A 16,553-nucleotide genomic window follows, 5' to 3' on the forward strand; every position below is an offset into this window, starting at 1 on the left:
ATCGGCCACCGCTGGAAAGGCGCATTTCGATTCTTCACCCGTCCCCGCGCCTTTTCCCCGTTTCGGCGGCGTTCCTGTCCGCCGCGTTGCCGGCGCAGGCGGCCGCCGCGCCGGCGGCGCAAGGACGGACCGTCACATTGCGCCCCGGCCCGCTCGCGACGGCGCTGACGGATCTCGCGCGGCAAGCCGGCTGGCAATTGCTGTTCGATCCGGCGCTGGTGCGCGGGCGCTCGATCAAGCGCACGACGCACGCCGCCGATGCGAAGAAACTGCTCGGATGGCTGTTGCGCGATAACGCGCTGGAGGCGCGCTGGCTGCCCGGCGGCACCTTGCTGATCGTCCCGCGCGCGCCGAGCCGTGCGCCGCCGCCCGCCGCCGAGGCCGACAACCAGCCGGTGATCGTCACCGCGCTGAAGCGCGAAACCGTGATGGCCGAAACCCCGCTGAGCATGAGCGTCGAGCGGGGCAACGTGCTCGCCGACCGCGGGGTGCACGACATTCGCACGCTGGCGCGCCGGCATCCCGAACTGAGCGTGGTGGATACCGGGACGGGTCAGCAGCGGCTGCTGATCCGCGGCCTCGCCAGCGCGGGCGAGCCGACCGTCGGCATCTATTATGACGAAAGCGCGATCAGCGGCCCCGGCGGGACGACCTTCGATCCCAGCGCCTTCGCCCCCGATCTCGATCTGGTCGATATCGATCGCGTTGAGCTGCTGCGCGGGCCGCAGGGCACGTTATACGGCGCGAGCGCGATGGGCGGCGTGGTGCGCGTCATCTTCAACCAGCCCGATCCGGCCGCGTGGCACGGCGAGGCGCGTGCCGGTGTCGAACAGACCAGCGGGGCGGGGCCGGGCGGCAGTGCCTCGCTGACGCTCAACGCGCCGATCGTCGCCGATCAGCTCGCGGCGCGGATGTCGCTCTATGCACGGCGCGCCGGCGGGGTGATCCGCAACGACCATCTCGATCTCGACCACGGCGGGCGGACCGACAAGAGCGGCGGGCGCTTCACCCTCGCCTGGGCCCCGCAGGACGGCACCAGCATCCAGGGCAGCGCGATCGTCCAGCGCACGCGGATCAGCGACGCGGCCTTCTGGTATCGCGCGCAGGGGCGCAACATCAACGACCAGAGCGCGCGCACCCCGCAGCGCAACGACCTGACGCTCTACAATCTTACCGCGCGACACGATCTGGGCGGGGTCACCGCGCTGGCCACCGTCTCGCATTATACGTGGAACATCGTTCGCGAGATCGATTACACGGGGGTCCTCTCCGGCCAGCGCGACGATCCCGCGATCTGCCGCAGCTTCTTCGCGCTCGCGGCGACCGAAAATTGCTCCGCCGCGCAGGTCGCTGCGTTCGGGTCGTTCGTCGACAGCCGCTTGCCCGGCATCCTCTATCAGCCGATGCGGGTCGCCGACTGGAGTGCGGAGCTGCGCTTCTCCTCGACCGGATCGGGCGCCGCCAAATGGACCGTCGGCGCCTATCTCGAGCGGCGGCGCGAGCATATCGCGAGCTACGCGCTCAAGGTCGATGCGGCGACCGGCATCATGCCGCGCCCGCTCGACGTCACCGGGCTGCGCTATCTCGACAGCGTGTTGTCGCAACAGGCGCTGTTCGGCGAATGGACGCAGGGGCTGACCCGCGCGCTGGCGCTGACGCTCGGCGGACGGCTGTTCCGCTACGTCCGCGCCTCGGGGGGCAATGTCGATATCCCCAATCCGATCACCGGCACCGGCGCGCTGCAGGGCGGGCGCTATGCCAGCCGGGAGATCGGGAGCAATCTCAAGGCGTTGCTGTCGTGGCATCCGGCGGAGGCATTGCTGGTCTATGCCGAGGCGTCGCAGGGCTACCGGCCGGGTGGGGTCAATATCATTCCGCTGCTCGCCCCCGGGCTGCGCGTCTATCGCGCGGATCGGCTGTGGAGCTACGAGCTGGGGGTCAAGGCCAGCGCGTTCGATCGCAGGGTCAGCATCAATGCCGATGTCTATCGCATCGACTGGTCGGACATGATCTATCCGGTGTCGAGCGCAAATGGCGCCTTCGCCTATAACAGCAATGCGGGCAGCGCGGCGATCCACGGCGCCGAGCTGGAGCTGACCGTCGTCGCCGATCCGCGCACGACGATCGAGGGCCGCGCCAGCCTGACCGACGCGCGGCTGTCGCGGAACCAGCCGATCGACACGAGCGGGATCATCGCGCGCAAGGGCGATCGCCTGCCCAACGTGCCGCTGCTCGCCTTCGCGCTGGGGATGCAGCGCCGCGAACCGCTGTCCACCACCACCAACGCAGTCGCCCGCATCGACTTCGGCTACACCTCGGCGATGAACACCGCCTTCAACCGCACCGATCCCTATTTCGAGCGGACCGCGCGGCGCACCCAGCTCGACCTTCAATTGCTCGTCGAACAGGCGCGCTGGAATGCCGGGTTGTCGATCAGGAATCTGCTCGACGATAAAGTACCGGCGCGGATCGCCTCGGGACCGGCCGGCATCGGGCAGGTGTGGAACGCATTGCCCCGTACCGCCAGCCTCGATGTCGCCTATCGTTTCTAGGGCGCGCATCCTTTCAGCGTGCGTGCCGCCGCGTCGAATGCATTCCAGCTCGCCTTGGCGAGGCTCCCGCCGACGCTGCAGCGGCGCGCGCCGAGCCGGGCGAATTCTGCGATGCGCCCGTCATAATCGTGCACCAGCACATTGACCGGCTTGGGCGCGACCGCGGCGATCAGCTCGGCGACCGCGCCGCGATCCTCGATGACCGGCACGAACAGGCAATCCGCCCCCGCTTCGGCATAGGCCACCGCGCGCGCGATGCTGTCGGCGGCGCTCATCCCCGGCACGCGGAAATTCTCGCTGCGCCCGACGAGCATCACATCCTGGCCGGTCGCGTCGATCGCCTCGCGCGCCGCGGCGATCCGCTCGACCGCAAGCCCGGTGTCGTAGAGCGCGCTGCCCGACCAATCCTCGATCGACAGCCCGGCCACCCCGGTATCGACCGCCAGCCTGACGTTCGCTGCGACATCCTCAGGGGCATCGGCGAAGCCGTTTTCGAAATCGGCGTTGACCGGCAGATCGGTCGCGCCGACCAGCAGGCGCAGGTGCGCGAGCACCTCGTCGCGGGTCAATTGCCCGTCTTCCTTGCCCGCGGCCCAGGCCGCGCCCGAGCTGGTCGAGGCGATCGCCTGAAAGCCGAGCGCGGCGAGCCGCACCGCGCTGCCCGCGTCCCATGCATTGGGCAGGATGAAGAATCCGCTTTCGTGTAGCTTGCGAAAGCGAAGGCGGGCGTCGGCGATGCTCGTCATGCGATGTGTCTCCGGTCGTGAAATTGCGTGCGCGAAATCCAGCCTAGCAGCAGCCCGGCAGCGATCACACCGGTCGCGCCCGCAACAACGAAGGCGGGAAGATAGGTCCCGGTCGCCTCGCGGATCACCCCTGCACCGAACGCCGCGAGCGCCGCACCGAGCTGGTGCCCGGTCTGGATCCAGCCGAACACGATCGGCGCTTCCTGCTCGCCGAACGCATCATTGGCGAGCTTGACCGTCGGCGGGACGGTCGCGATCCAATCGAGCCCGTAGAAGATCGCGAAGATCGTCAGGCTCATCGTGTCGAAGTTGAGGAACGGCAGGGCAACGAGCGACAGCCCGCGCAGCCCGTAATAGACCGCGAGCAGCTTGCGCGGATCATAGCGGTCGGTCAGCCAGCCCGAGGCGGTGGTGCCGACGAGATCGAACAATCCCATCATCGACAGCAAGCCCGCCGCGGCGACCGGCGCGATGCCGTGATCGCCGCAAAAGGCGATCATATGCGTGCCGACCAGCCCGTTGGTGGTGAGCCCGCAAACGAAGAAGGTACCGAACAATAGCCAGAACACCGGCTTGCGCCCCGCGCGCAGCAGCACCGAGATCGCCAGCCCGGCGGTGCCCGCCTGTTTGAGCGGCGCGGGCGGCGCGCTCCCCGGCTCTTCGCCGAAGCGGCCGGTGCCGATGTCGCCGGGCCGTTCGGGCACCACCAGCGCGACGATCGGCACCAGCACGAGGCAGGCAAGGCTCACCGCCATCACCACCGGGCGCCATGCGCCGCCGGTCGAGAGCCAGGCGAGGAGCGGCAGAAACACCAAGGCCCCGGTCGCGGTGCTCGCGCTGAGCAGCCCCATCACCAGCCCCTGCCGCGTCGCGAACCAGCGGTTGACGATCGCCGCGCCGAGCACCGAAGCGACCGCCCCGCTGCCGATCCCGGAGATCACGCCCCAGCTCAGCACATAATGCCACGGCTCGCGCATCCACAGGCTGGCGAAGGTCGCGCCGGCCATCAGCATCAGCCCGCCGAGCATCGTCCGCCTGATCCCGAACGTCATCATCAGCGCCGCCGCGAACGGCCCGACCAGCCCATACAGGAAGATGCCGACCGCCGCGGCGAAGGAGATCGTCGCGCGGTCCCAGCCGAAATGCAGTTCGAGCGGCTGCATCAACACCCCGGGGGTCGCGCGGAGCCCCGCCGATACGAGCAGCGCGACGAACGTCGCCGCGACGACCAGGAAGATATGAACCCGTCTCGGCACCAGCCCGGTGCGGTGGAGCATCCGGCTCATGCGCCGCATTCCCGCGTCGCGGCGACGATCCGCGCCAGCGCCGCTTCCAGCTCCTGCCAGTCGTCGGCGCCGATCTGTTCGAGCATCGCGGTCTGCACTTTCGCCCAGCCTGCGGTGGCGTCGGCGATCGCCTGATGCCCGGCCGGGCTGAGCGTCGCGATCTTGGCGCGCCCCGCCCCCTCGGCGATCGTCACCCAGCCGTGCCGTTCGATCGGGCCGAGGGCGCGGTAGAGCGTGGTGCGTTCCATCACCAGCAATTCGGCGAGCCGGCTGAGCGGGAGCGGGCCGTGCCGCGCGAGGTGCCGCAGGATCGAGAATTGCGCGACCGACATCCCCGCCTCTTCCATCACCTCGTCATAGGCGCGGGTCACGGCTCGCGAGGCTTTGCGCAGCGCGGTACAGATACAGGGCAGCGCGGTCAGCGAGTCGGTGTCATGATGCATATGCATCATCTAGTGGGACGGGCATCTCGCTGTCAACGATCGGAACGGTGGCGTGCGCCCAGTCGTGCGGCTAGGCGGACGTAAATAATGACGGAGTTTCAGTTGCGTATCATCCCGGCGATCCTGACGTTGCTGCTCGCCGCTCCGGCGGTTGCGGCGGAGCCCGAGCTGTCGCCGGAGGCGTTGCAGCGGACGATCGAATGCCGTGGTGATCTCGCGACGCTCGGCGCTTTCGGCGAGGCATTGTTCAGCGACAAGCAGCGGCCGGCTTGGCTCAAGCCGGTGTCGGACAACGGGCATCCGGGGATGCTCGGGCTGTGGACCTATCGCCTCGACCGGCCGATCGAGGTTTTCGGGCGCAGCGTCGATACGTTGTCGTTCCTCAAACAATGGGTGGTGGTGGAGCTGCCGCGCGAGGCGGCCGACGCGATCGTCCGCGATCAGAAGCTGGAACGCGCCCCGATCCGCATCACCGAGCAATATTATCGCTTCATCACCGATGAAGAGGGGCCGATGCTCGGTGCCTTCGCCCCGACCGACAATTCGCTCGAATTGCTGTTCGGCGGCGAGGCCAAGCCCGACGCGACCAACACAACGCTGTTCGTCGGCTGCAATTATACGCCGGTCTCGAAGGCCGAATTCCTCGCGGTGGCGGCGCAGGCGGACGCGATCGTCGGCCGTAGCGCGAAGGCGTTGGACGAAACGCTGAAGAAGCCGCAGTAAAGCTCAGGCGGCGGCGCGCACCCGGCGCCGTCCGATGATGCGCAACGTGGCGAAATGCACCGCGAACAGCACGACTTTCGACGCGGTGGGAAAGATCGCGAGGAACGTCAGCCACCATTGCGGGAAGGCGATCGCGATCACGAGGTTGGCGATCCCGGTGACGAACATCAGCCCGGCCCAGACATAGCCAAATGCGGTCATCAGATCGCCGATCACCGCGAATTCCTCGGGGATGACATAGCGGTTCAGCCAGCCGGGGCGGAGCATCGCGCATCCCACCACCCAATAGATGATCGAGGGCTTGGCCATCACGAAGCGCGGGTCGTGCGTCAGCAAAGTCGCGCCTGCGGACACGACCACCAGCGCGAGGCTGAGCCATTGCATCGCCGGCACCGGCTTGCCCCGCACGATATCGCTGACGACCATTCCCACCGCGATCGTCGCCCCGCATATCGTCGCGACCAACACGCTGGCATGAAGCGCCATCAGCACCGCAAAGATGATCACCCCGAGCGAATCGAGCAGCAGCGGACCGGCGGCGAATTTCAATTGGCGGAGCATCTCGGGACCCTTGATATTATCACTGTTAACATCGATCTGGCACGCCTCGCGAAGCGCGTCAATCAAAAAGTTTACACCGTAAACTTAGGCTCCCGGTTTTCGTACATTGGATGAGGTGCGCCGCGGCCGCAATGCGCTATAGCGCGCGCTCATGAGTCTCCTCGCCGCCCAGCAACGCGATCTCAGCGCCCTCGCCGACCGCACGCGGTTGCGGCATTTGCAGCCCCGCACCGGGCGCGATTTCTCGTCCAACGACTATCTCGGGCTGGCCGATGCGCCGCGGCTGCGCGCCGGGGTGGCGGCGGCGCTGGCACGGGGCGTGCCAGTCGGTTCGGGCGGCTCGCGGCTGCTGCGCGGCAATGATGCCGAGCACGAGGCGCTCGAGGCGGAGGCGGCGGCGTTCTTCGGCAGCGAATCGGCCTTGTTCTTCTCAAGCGGCTACACCGCCAACGCCGCATTGCTCTCGACGCTGCCGCAGCGCGGCGACCTGATCGTCCACGATGATCTGGTCCATGCCAGCGCGCATGAGGGGATGCGGCTCGCCCGCGCCGAGCGTGTCGCGGCGGCGCATAACGATGCGGGCGCGTTCGACGAGGCGATCCGCCGCTGGCGCGCCGCGGGTGGCATCGGGCGGCCGTGGATCGCGGTCGAAAGCCTGTACAGCATGGACGGCGACCTTGCTCCGCTCGACGATCTCGCCGCGATCGCCGCGCAGCACGAGGCGATTTTGCTGATCGACGAGGCACATGCCACGGGGGTGTTCGGCGATCGCGGCCGCGGGCTCGCCGCACCGCTCGAAGGGCGTGAAGACGTCGTCACCCTGCGCACCTGCGGCAAGGCACTGGGGTGCGAGGGCGCGCTGATCTGCGGCCCGCGCGTGGTGCGCGATTTCCTGATCAATCGCGGGCGCGGCTTCATCTTCTCGACCGCCCCTTCGCCGCTGATCGCCGCCGCGGTGCGCGAGAGCCTGAACATCCTCGCCGACGAGCCCGAACGCCGCACGCGGCTCGCCGCGCTGATCGCCTTTGCCGAGCGCACCTTGGCCGATTGCGGCGTGGCGCCGACCGGATCGCAGATCCTGCCGTTGGTGATTGGCGAGGACGCCCCGGCGATGGCGCTGGCGGCGGGGGTGCAGGCGGCGGGCTTCGACGTGCGCGGTATCCGTCCCCCCACCGTCCCGGCCGGCACCGCGCGGCTGCGCATCTCGATCACCCTCAACGTCGCCGAGGCCGACATCGTCGCACTCGCCGATACGATCAGGACATGCCGCTCATGACCCATCCTCGGATCGTCGTCACCGGCACCGACACCGATGTCGGCAAGACGATCTTCTCCGCCGCTTTGGCGGGGGCGCTCGGGGCTTATTATTGGAAACCGGTGCAGGCCGGGGTCGATCCCGAAGGCGATATCGAGCGCGCCGCGGCACTCGCCGGCCTGCCGCCCGACCGCGCTCTGCCCGAGGCCTATCGCCTGACCACGCCATGCTCGCCGCACCGCGCGGCGGAGATCGACGGGGTGACGATCGAACTGGCGCGGCTCGCTGTTCCCGAAGTGGCGGGGCCGCTGGTGATCGAGGGCGCCGGCGGGGTGATGGTGCCGGTGTCGCGCACCTTGCTGTTCGCCGATCTGTTCGCGCATTGGCGCGCGCCGGTGGTGATCGTCGCGCGGACCGCGCTCGGCACGATCAACCACAGCTTGCTGTCGATCGAGGCGCTGCGCCGGCGCGACGTGCCGATCCTCGGCATCGCCTTCATCGGCGACCCGCAGCCCGACAGCGAGGAGACGATCGCCAGCATCGGCCAGGTCAAGCGACTCGGCCGGCTGCCGCTGCTCGATCCGCTCGACCGTGACACGCTGGCGGCGGCCTTCGCCGCGCATTTCGATCCGAGGGATTTCCGATGACGCGCTCGCCGATCTGGCACCCCTTCACCCAGCACGGCCTGAACGAGCCGATTCCCCTCGTCACCCATGCCGAGGGGGCCGCGCTCTACACCGCCGACGGGCGGCGCATCGTCGACGGCATCTCCTCCTGGTGGGTGACGACGCACGGCCATTGCCATCCGCGCATCATGGCCGCGATCGCCGAGCAGACGACGAAGCTCGACCAGATCATCTTCGCCGGCTGGACCCACGAGCCCGCGGAGACGCTCGCGCGCGGGCTCACCGCGATCATGCCGCCCTCGCTCGGCTATGTATTCTTCTCCGACTCGGGTTCGACCAGCGTCGAGGTCGCGCTCAAGATGGCGCTCGGCTATTGGGCCAATCGCGGCACGGCGCGGCACCGCATCCTGGTGATGGAGCATAGCTATCACGGCGATACGATCGGCGCGATGTCGGTCGGCGAGCGCGGGGTGTTCAACGCGCCTTATACGCCATTGCTGTTCGACGTCGGCACGCTCCCCTTTCCCACCGCCGGCAACGAACAGGCGACGCTCGACGCGCTCGAGGCGGCGTGCCGCGAGGCACCCGCCGCGCTGATCGTCGAGCCTTTGGTGCTCGGCGCGGGCGGGATGCTGATCTACCCGCCGTGGGTGCTGGCGGAGATGCGCGCGATCTGCGCGCGACACGACGTGCTGTTCATCGCCGACGAGGTGATGACCGGCTGGGGCCGCACCGGTACGTTGCTGGCATGCGAACAGGCCGGGGTGGTGCCCGATATCCTGTGCCTCTCAAAGGGGCTGACCGGCGGGGCGATCCCGCTCGCGGTGACGCTGGCGAGCGCGGCGATCTACGAGGCGCATCTCTCACCCGATCGCGCGCGGATGTTCTTCCATTCGTCGAGCTACACCGCCAATCCGATCGCCTGCGCGGCGGCCAATGCCAATCTCGCGGTCTGGCGCGACGAGCCGGTGACGGCGCGGATCGCCGATCTCGCGGCGCGGCAGGCGCAACGGCTGGCGCGGCTCACCCCGCTGCCCGGGGTGGCCAACCCGCGGTCGATCGGGACGATCGCGGCGGTCGATCTCGTCGATCCGGCGGGCGGCGGCTATCTCTCCAACCTCGCCCCGCGGCTCCTCGCGCATTTCCGCGAGCGCGACCTGCTGCTCCGCCCGCTCGGCAATACCGTCTATGTCATGCCGCCTTATTGCATCGGCGACGACGATCTCGATCGCGCTTATGATGCGATTGCCGAGGCGATCTCTGCGCTTTGATCACGCATCCGGGGTGCGCCGGCTATGTTCGAGTTGGAGCGCCACGATCCGCGCGAGCAATGTCGCGGGAAACAATTGCCCGATCACCGCCTCCAGATTGGCGAGGCTGCGCGCCAGCGGCAGCACCGGCACGATATCGCCATAACCGGTGGTGGTGAGCGTCGCGAGGCTGAAATAGGTCAGCACCGCGGTCCGCTCCCCCTGCCCCAGCGCGAGCGGGGTCGCAGTGGTCGAGACCAATGCGCCCGGCGAGTGGGTGAGGATCGCATTGAAGGCGATCGCGAACAGCGCGGCGATGTTGAGATAGATCAGCACGGCGCCCTGGATGCGATGGACGGTCACCCGCCCGGGCCCGAAGACGTGCCGCGCGACCAGCGCCGTCACCGCCGCGTTGAAGCAGAAGGCGGCGACCTCGATCACCCCGTGCTGGAAGCCGGGGCTGGCATCGATCCCGATATCGAGCAGCAATCGCCGCGCGACGAGCGGCCCGAACAGCGGCGCCGCCAGCGAAAGCAGGAGCAACAACTGGAGCAGCCGATGTCGCGTCAGCACGGTGACGCAGACCAGAGCGAATCCCAGCCGGCACCCGTCGAGCAACAGATGCGCGCCGGCATATTGCGTGTTGAGCGGTACCGCGACGAACAGCGTCAGCACCTGCAACCCGAGCAGGGCGCTGAGCCCCCAGTCGATCCGATAATGCCGGATGCGATAGGTTCGCATGCGCTATCTTCCCGCCTCAGCGCGTGAAGCGCACCGCCGCCCGCGCGCGCTCGTCCACGGTCAGCGAGAAAACGTCCGGGCGGGCATAATGGCCCACGACATCGAAATCGTAGCGCCCGCGCACGATCGCGCCGGTGTCGATCGTCGCGGCGACCAGCCCGGTCTCGTTGTAGAGCGGGCCGGCGAGCATTTCGCCCAGCGGATCGGCGATCAGGCTGCCGCCGCGGATCAGCGGGCGATCGGCGTCCCAGCCGGGCAGATCGAGGCCGAGCGTCGCGGGCGACGGCTGCACCTGGCACGCGCTGACCACGAAGCAGCGCCCCTCATGCGCGATATGCCGCATCGAACATTGCCAGATCTCGCGCTCGTCGACCGTCGGCGCGGCCCATATGTCGATGCCCTTGGCGTACATCGCCAGCCGCAATTGCGGCATATGGTTTTCCCAGCAGATCGCGGTGCCGACCCGCCCCGCGCCGGTCTCCACCACCGGCAGCGTCGAGCCGTCGCCCTGCCCCCAGATCAGCCGCTCGGTCCCGGTCGGCATCAATTTGCGGTGTTTGGCGACCAGCCCCTCGGCCGGGGTGAAGAACAAGGCGGTGCAGTAAAGCGTCCCGCCGTCGCGCTCGATCACCCCGACGACAAGGCTCGCGCCGGTGCGCTGCGACAGCGCCGTCAGTTCGGCGGTCTCCGGCCCCGGCAGGTCGATCGCCTTGGCGTGATAGCGCGCGAACGCCTCGCGCCCCTCGGGCAGGCGATAGCCGAGCCGCGTGCCGAACCATTCGCCCTTGGGATAGCCCCCGAGCACGGCTTCGGGCAGCACGACGAGATCGGCGCCCGCATCGGCGATCGCCCCCTCGAACGACAGGATCTGCGCCAGCGTCGCCTCGGTGCCGTCGGGCGACGCACCGATCTGCAGCGCGGCGATCGTTTTCTGGCTCATTCACCCTTCCCTTCGGCCTCGGCATATTCCACCGCCAGCGTGCCACTGTGATGCGTCTCGCGCATCCGCAGATAGACGATCAGCGACAGGCCGATCATCGCGGTGACATACCAATAGAAGCCCTTCTCGAACCCGGCACGCTTGAACCACAAGGCGACATATTCCGCGGTCCCGCCGAACAATGTGTTGGCCAATGCATAAGGCAGCGCGACGCCGAGCGTGCGGATATCGGCCGGGAACAGCTCCGCCTTCACGACCGCGTTGATCGAGGTATAGCCGGTCACCGCCACCAGCGCGGCGAGCACCAGCAGGAAGGCGTTGAACGAATTCGATACCGTCTCCAGCGCGGTGAACAATGGCACCGTGCCCAATACCCCGGCGATGCCGAAGGCGATCATCAGCGGCTTGCGCCCGATCCGATCGGACAATGCCCCCGCGAGCGGCTGGAGCAGCATGTAGATGAACAGCGCCGCAGTCATCACCCGCGAGGCGGTCTGCACCGAAAAGCCCGAGGTGTTGACGAGGAATTTCTGGAGGTAGACGCTATAGGTGTAGAAAGCGAGCGTCCCCCCCGCGGTGAGCGCCATCACCAGCAGCACCTCGCGCGGATGATCGCGCATCAATTTGAGGCTGCTGATCCGCTCGGCGCGGCTTTCCTCGACCCGGCGGAACGAGTCGGTCTCGTCCATCCCGCGCCGCAGGTAGAAGACCGCGAAGGCCAGCATTCCGCCGATCGCGAACGGAATGCGCCAGCCCCACAGATGGAGTTCCGCCTCGCTCAACACGCCCTGGAGGATGAGGAGCACGCATAGCGCGACCAATTGCCCCGCGATCAGCGTGACATATTGGAAGCTGGAGAAGAATCCGCGATGCTTCTTCCCCGCCACCTCGCTGAGATAGACCGCGCTGGCGCCATATTCGCCGCCGACCGACAGCCCCTGCATCAGCCGCGCGGCGAGCAGCACGATCGGCGCCATCACGCCGATCGTCGCGAACGACGGGGTCAGCGCGATCAGCAGCGACCCGGCGCACATCAGGGTCACCGACAGCGTCAGCGCGGCGCGGCGCCCGTGGCGGTCGGCGTAGAGCCCCATCAGCCACGCGCCGATCGGCCGCATCAGGAAGCCGACCGCGAAGATCGCCGCGGCGTTGAGCAATTGCGAGGTGCGGTCGCTCGCCGGGAAAAAGGCCGGCGCGAAATAGAGCGTGAACGCCGAATAGACGTACCAGTCGTACCATTCGACCAGATTGCCCGCCGATCCGCCCAAGATCGACCACAGACGCCCCTGTTGCTGGCGGGGTGCCGTTCGGGCGCCGGCGGTTTGATGCATCAGGGCGGTCTTTCTGGCTGGACGTGGCGATATCGCCCGCCAGCAACACCGTTTCGGCGCCGGGATCAACGGTTATGCGGCCTAATAGCGAAAAGCCCCGCGCGGCGCGTGCCGCACGGGGCCTTCCGTCGCGCCGAAGCGTAACGATCAGAACTTCTTGCGCAGCGTGATGAACGCCTGCCGCGGCGCGCCAACCAGCATCGATTGCAGCGTGCCGCCCGGATCGGAGAAAGCGAAGCCGTTCTGCCCCAATGTGCCGACATATTTCTTGTCGAACACGTTGGTCACATTGCCCTGAATCTCCAGCCCGTCGAGTGCGCTGCCGGTATCGTGGAAGCGATAGCCGAGCGCGAAATCGACCAGCACCCGGCCTGGCACGCTCGCGTCATTGGTATAGGTATAATAGCGCCGGCTCTGATAATTGGCCGCGATGCGCGCGATGATCGCGCCGTCGTCATAGGCGATCTCGCCGTTGGCGAGATGCTTCGGAATGCTGACGACCTGCTTGCCCTTGGTCGCCCACACCTGCCCGCTCAGCACATCATCGTCATATTGTGCGTCGGTATAAGCGTAGGAGCCGTAGAGCGAGAGCGCGTGGGTCAGGTGATAGGTGCCCGCCAGCTCGGCGCCGTTGGTCGTCACCGAACCGACGTTCGACAGGACCGAGGCGCATCCGACCACGATCGCGCACGGCTGGACGGACAGCAGCCGGTTGCTGAACTTGACGTGATAGCCGGCGAGCGATCCGTCGAAGTTCGGCAGATGGAAACGCAGGCCGCCTTCGAGCGTCCATGAGGTTTCCGGCTTGATCTTGCCCTGGATCGCCTGGAAGCCCGCTTGGTTGGTCACGAACGGTTCGGTCGTATAGGCACGCATATTCTCGGCATAGCCGGCGAACGCCTCGACGGCGTTGGAGAAGCTGTAGTTCAACCCGACCTGCGGCAGAAACATCTTCTTCGATTCGAGCGTGCCGCTCGTATCGCGCGACGCCGCCGACGCCTGGCTGACCGGATCGTACTTATTGACGATCTTGACATCCAGCCCCTTGAAGCCCGCGGTAATCTTGAAATCGGGCGTCACCTGCCAGGTATCCTGAACATAATATTGGCCGGTGGTGATCGTCATATCGTATTGATATTGGATATAGAACGGGTTCTCCGGCCATTGCCGATTGTCGATGCTCGACACATTGCTGTTCGCCAACGGGAAGAATTCGCGCGTCAGCGTGTAGCCGTTGCGCTCGAACCATCCGCCGACCTCGATCTGGTGGTCGCCGAAGTGGAACGTCAGCCCGCCGGTCGCGCCCCCGCGGTTGATCGCATAAGCGGTCGAGCGGATCGACAGCGCGGCGCCGCCCGGCGTGGGGGTATAAGGCGTCCACCACGTGCCGATGCCGCGGTTGCGGTGGAAATAGGGGGTCAGCTTGATCGAAACCGTATCGCTGAACTTATAGTCCAGATTGGCGCCGACCAGCAGATCCTTGCGCAGGCCGTAGCCGTTATAATAGGTATCGTCGGCGCAGATCGTCTGGGAGTAACCGGGATATTTCGCGCAATATCCCGTATAGTTCACCAGATCGGACTGGAGGTTCTTCGCGATCGCCAGCGCGGTCGGGTAATCGTTGCGGATATAATCCCAGTCCCAGCCGTATTTCTTGATCAGGGCGAGCGACGTATCCATATAGTCGTCGTCCTTGAAGTCCGAATAATTGACGAAGGCGCTGATGCTGCCGCGTGTATCGAGCGGCACGACCAACTTGCTGTTGACCGACCACGCCTGCTGTTTGCCCTGCCCCTTCCATTTCGGCGAATCGAGCCACGAGCCGCTGACATAGCCCTTCACCCCGCCGCCGAGATCACCGGTCTCGATCCGGCCGAACAGGCGATAGGCGTTCTCGCTGCCATAGCTCGCCTCGACATCGCCGCCCATCACATCCTCGGGCGCCTTACTGAAGAATTGCAGCGTGCCGCCGAGGTTGGAACTCGACGCGGTATCGAGCGAGCCGGTGCCCTGCGCCAGCGTCGAGCGCGCGATATTCTCCGAAGCGATCGCGCGGCTGATGTGCAGGCCGTTGAAATTGCCATAGCTCATGTCACCGAGCGGCACATTGTCGAGCGTGAAGCCCAATTGGTTCTGCGTGAAGCCGCGCACCGCGATGCGCGTCGACCATTCGTTGGTGCCCAGCGCATTGGCCGACTGGAACGAGACGCTCGGCAGCTTTTCGAGCACTTTGAGCGCGCTGGTGCCCGGCGCGGCGGCAGAAATGTCGGCGGCGGTCAGCGTCTGGACCTGGCGAGTCTCGCCCTTGCCGTAGACGACGATATCCTCCTGCATCGCGCCGTCGGGCGTGCGCGGTTGCGTCTGCGCCGTGGCGGGCAGTGCAGGCAGCCCGAGCGCGCCAACCAGTGCGACCCCGGCAAGAAGCTGATGTCGAAGCATATTCCCCCCTATCGATAAGCCTGTCGATCAACGCAGCGCGCCGATCCCCCTTCCCGAAAAACGGCCGCTGGAGGGCCGGTCTTCGGGCTGTCTTTGTTACGGTTCGTCTTGTTCTGAAATGGGCTTGACCGAAGGCTATTCAGCAGGGCCTCTTATGGTCAAGTCGCGTTTTCCTAATAGTTCATGTCGACTGCGCCGCAAACTCGCCGATCTTTTCGCGCCGGCACAGCCACAGATAGGCGATTGCCGAGACCGGCAGGCCGACCAGCATCGAGACGTCGATCCCCCCGATCGCCTTCGCGGCCGCGCCGGTGAACAGATGCGTGCTGAAGAACGGCACCATCACCACGAAGCCGATGAGATAGGCGATCAGCCCCGCTGCATTCCACCGGCCGTAGATGCCGTCGGGATCGAAGATGTCGGGGATCGAATAATGTTGTTTTCGAACAATGTAGAAGTCGACCAGATTGATCGCGGTCCACGGCGTGAACAGATAGATCAGGATCGACAGCAGCAATTCGTACTGGTGCATGAAGCTGCCCGAGGCCGAGAAGGACAAGGCCGAAGAGGCAAGCATCACGATCAGCAGCGAAATCACCCGGTTCTTCACCGTCGCCGCGACCTTGCGGAATGCGTCGGCGATGCTGAGCAGGGTGAGCGAGGCGCCGTAGAAATTGAGCGATGTGGCGGTGATCAGGCTGGCGAAGGCGACCACCAGCAGCACCGTGCCGAAGCCGGGGACGATCGCGTCGCCCACCGCGCGCGCCGCGGCGATCACGTTCATCTGCGGAAAGGCCGCGACCGCGAGCGCGCCGACCAGCATCATCCACACCCCGCCGAGCATCGCCCCGGCGAAGGTCCACCAAAAGGCCGCCTTCACCCCAACATTCGGTGGCAAATAGCGCGAATAATCAGAGACGTAGATTGACCAGCTCAGTTGATAGGCCGCCGCCGCGAAAAACTGCATCATGAACGGCACGAGCAGGAAACGCGCCGGATCGAGCTGCCCCGCAGGGAGCGGCACCGCGATCAGCGCGCCGATGCTGAACGCGGCGAGGATCACGATCAGCGTGAAGGCCAGCACGCGCTGCGCGGTGTGGATCAGATCGTTGCCGACGAATGCGACGGCGAGCCCGATCAGCGTGAACACCACCATCGTCGGGCGGGTCGGCAGCCCGGCCAGCTCGTGCATCGTCTGGCCCGCAAGAACCTGATTAAAGGCGTTATATCCGATATAAGTGACCAGTGCGACGCCCCATACCAGCAGCGCGCCGAGATGCCCGAACTGCGGGCGCGACTGGATCATCTGCGGCAGGCCGAGCTGCGGCCCCTGCGCGGCGTGGAAGGCCATGAAGAAAGTGCCGAGCGCGCACCCGCCGACGATCGCGACGATCGACCAGAACAGATTGGCCCCCATCGCGATGCCCAGCGCGCCGGTGGCAAGCGTCGCAAGATGCGCATCCCCGGCGAACCAGATCGGCCAGAGATGCCAAACCTTGCCGTGCCGCTCTTCCAGCGGGACGAAATCGATCGAACGCACTTCGATCAGCGGCTGACTGGACATAGCCCGCTCCCCCATATGGTCAGGCGTCGCTCCAGTGCGCGCCCGTATACGCACGCGATGCTGGGGTGGGTCGAACGAGGTTAGCAAGGGGGTTGT

The 16,553-nt window shown here is 66.6% G+C and carries 14 protein-coding genes; 5 read left to right on the forward strand and 9 right to left on the reverse strand.

Annotated features, from left to right (window positions below; genetic code table 11):
* Window positions 1–86: 86 nt before the first annotated feature.
* Window positions 87–2,552 carry a TonB-dependent receptor gene (locus NED98_RS07125; protein ID WP_265312378.1) on the forward strand — a complete coding sequence of 822 codons (2,466 nt, stop codon included), beginning with the start codon at window positions 87–89 and terminating at the stop codon, window positions 2,550–2,552.
* On the opposite strand, the gene NED98_RS07130 is transcribed toward NED98_RS07125, so the two are convergent.
* The 3 genes from NED98_RS07130 to NED98_RS07140 are packed head-to-tail and all read right to left on the reverse strand — an operon-like array spanning window position 2,549 to window position 5,027.
* Window positions 2,549–3,298, reverse strand: coding sequence for an isocitrate lyase/PEP mutase family protein (locus NED98_RS07130; protein WP_265312379.1), 750 nt, complete (start codon window positions 3,296–3,298; stop codon window positions 2,549–2,551). The genes NED98_RS07125 and NED98_RS07130 overlap by 4 nt on opposite strands.
* Window positions 3,295–4,584, reverse strand: a complete 1,290-nt coding sequence (locus tag NED98_RS07135) for an MFS transporter (RefSeq protein ID WP_265312380.1) — start codon at window positions 4,582–4,584, stop codon at window positions 3,295–3,297. The genes NED98_RS07130 and NED98_RS07135 overlap by 4 nt, the downstream gene beginning before the upstream one ends.
* Window positions 4,581–5,027 (reverse strand): MarR family winged helix-turn-helix transcriptional regulator, encoded by a 447-nt coding sequence (locus NED98_RS07140; protein WP_179515391.1) that lies wholly within the window; start codon window positions 5,025–5,027, stop codon window positions 4,581–4,583. Before NED98_RS07140 ends, NED98_RS07135 begins: the two co-directional genes overlap by 4 nt.
* 102 nt (window positions 5,028–5,129) lie before the next feature.
* On the opposite strand from NED98_RS07140, the gene NED98_RS07145 reads away from it, so the two are divergent.
* Window positions 5,130–5,750, forward strand: coding sequence for a hypothetical protein (locus NED98_RS07145; RefSeq protein ID WP_265312381.1), 621 nt, complete (start codon window positions 5,130–5,132; stop codon window positions 5,748–5,750).
* 3 nt (window positions 5,751–5,753) lie between these two features.
* Here the strand turns inward: NED98_RS07145 and NED98_RS07150 are convergent, their stop codons facing one another.
* Window positions 5,754–6,311: an inner membrane-spanning protein YciB gene (locus tag NED98_RS07150; RefSeq protein WP_265312382.1), complete on the reverse strand. Its 558-nt coding sequence runs from the start codon at window positions 6,309–6,311 to the stop codon at window positions 5,754–5,756.
* Between the two features lie 151 nt (window positions 6,312–6,462).
* On the opposite strand from NED98_RS07150, the gene NED98_RS07155 reads away from it, so the two are divergent.
* The 3 genes from NED98_RS07155 to NED98_RS07165 are packed head-to-tail and all read left to right on the forward strand — an operon-like array spanning window position 6,463 to window position 9,463.
* Window positions 6,463–7,587 carry an 8-amino-7-oxononanoate synthase gene (locus tag NED98_RS07155; protein WP_265312383.1) on the forward strand — a complete coding sequence of 375 codons (1,125 nt, stop codon included), beginning with the start codon at window positions 6,463–6,465 and terminating at the stop codon, window positions 7,585–7,587.
* Entirely contained in the window at window positions 7,584–8,213 is a 630-nt protein-coding gene (bioD, locus tag NED98_RS07160) for a dethiobiotin synthase (protein ID WP_265312384.1), read from the forward strand. The genes NED98_RS07155 and bioD overlap by 4 nt, the downstream gene beginning before the upstream one ends.
* Entirely contained in the window at window positions 8,210–9,463 is a 1,254-nt protein-coding gene (locus NED98_RS07165; RefSeq protein WP_265312385.1) for an adenosylmethionine--8-amino-7-oxononanoate transaminase, read from the forward strand. The genes bioD and NED98_RS07165 overlap by 4 nt, the downstream gene beginning before the upstream one ends.
* Here NED98_RS07165 and NED98_RS07170 read toward each other — a convergent pair whose 3' ends face one another.
* From NED98_RS07170 to NED98_RS07190, 5 genes are all read right to left on the reverse strand, one after another.
* Window positions 9,464–10,183 carry a potassium channel family protein gene (locus NED98_RS07170; protein WP_265312386.1) on the reverse strand — a complete coding sequence of 240 codons (720 nt, stop codon included), beginning with the start codon at window positions 10,181–10,183 and terminating at the stop codon, window positions 9,464–9,466.
* Between the two features lie 16 nt (window positions 10,184–10,199).
* On the reverse strand, window positions 10,200–11,123 hold the full coding sequence (locus tag NED98_RS07175) for a carbon-nitrogen hydrolase family protein (protein WP_265312387.1): 924 nt from the start codon (window positions 11,121–11,123) through the stop codon (window positions 10,200–10,202).
* Window positions 11,120–12,454, reverse strand: a complete 1,335-nt coding sequence (locus NED98_RS07180) for an MFS transporter (protein ID WP_265312388.1) — start codon at window positions 12,452–12,454, stop codon at window positions 11,120–11,122. The genes NED98_RS07175 and NED98_RS07180 overlap by 4 nt, the downstream gene beginning before the upstream one ends.
* A gap of 147 nt (window positions 12,455–12,601) precedes the next feature.
* Window positions 12,602–14,893, reverse strand: coding sequence for a TonB-dependent receptor (locus NED98_RS07185; protein ID WP_265312389.1), 2,292 nt, complete (start codon window positions 14,891–14,893; stop codon window positions 12,602–12,604).
* A 181-nt stretch (window positions 14,894–15,074) separates the two neighbouring features.
* Complete coding sequence (locus NED98_RS07190) at window positions 15,075–16,457, reverse strand: purine-cytosine permease family protein (protein WP_265312390.1); 1,383 nt, start codon at window positions 16,455–16,457, stop codon at window positions 15,075–15,077.
* Between the last annotated feature and the right edge of the window lie 96 nt (window positions 16,458–16,553).

It is taken from the genome of Sphingomonas lycopersici (genome assembly GCF_026130605.1).
Lineage (GTDB): Bacteria > Pseudomonadota > Alphaproteobacteria > Sphingomonadales > Sphingomonadaceae > Sphingomonas > Sphingomonas lycopersici.

Bases quoted from the DNA above. Each gene is read 5' to 3' on its own strand.
- NED98_RS07130 (WP_265312379.1), bottom strand. From the start codon at position 3,298: ATGACGAGCATCGCCGACGCCCGCCTTCGCTTTCGCAAGCTACACGAA.
- NED98_RS07135 (WP_265312380.1), bottom strand. From the start codon at position 4,584: ATGAGCCGGATGCTCCACCGCACCGGGCTGGTGCCGAGACGGGTTCAT.
- NED98_RS07140 (WP_179515391.1), bottom strand. From the start codon at position 5,027: ATGCATCATGACACCGACTCGCTGACCGCGCTGCCCTGTATCTGTACC.
- NED98_RS07150 (WP_265312382.1), bottom strand. From the start codon at position 6,311: ATGCTCCGCCAATTGAAATTCGCCGCCGGTCCGCTGCTGCTCGATTCG.
- NED98_RS07155 (WP_265312383.1), top strand. From the start codon at position 6,463: ATGAGTCTCCTCGCCGCCCAGCAACGCGATCTCAGCGCCCTCGCCGAC.
- bioD (WP_265312384.1), top strand. From the start codon at position 7,584: ATGACCCATCCTCGGATCGTCGTCACCGGCACCGACACCGATGTCGGC.
- NED98_RS07165 (WP_265312385.1), top strand. From the start codon at position 8,210: ATGACGCGCTCGCCGATCTGGCACCCCTTCACCCAGCACGGCCTGAAC.
- NED98_RS07170 (WP_265312386.1), bottom strand. From the start codon at position 10,183: ATGCGAACCTATCGCATCCGGCATTATCGGATCGACTGGGGGCTCAGC.
- NED98_RS07175 (WP_265312387.1), bottom strand. From the start codon at position 11,123: ATGAGCCAGAAAACGATCGCCGCGCTGCAGATCGGTGCGTCGCCCGAC.
- NED98_RS07180 (WP_265312388.1), bottom strand. From the start codon at position 12,454: ATGCATCAAACCGCCGGCGCCCGAACGGCACCCCGCCAGCAACAGGGG.
- NED98_RS07185 (WP_265312389.1), bottom strand. From the start codon at position 14,893: ATGCTTCGACATCAGCTTCTTGCCGGGGTCGCACTGGTTGGCGCGCTC.
- NED98_RS07190 (WP_265312390.1), bottom strand. From the start codon at position 16,457: ATGTCCAGTCAGCCGCTGATCGAAGTGCGTTCGATCGATTTCGTCCCG.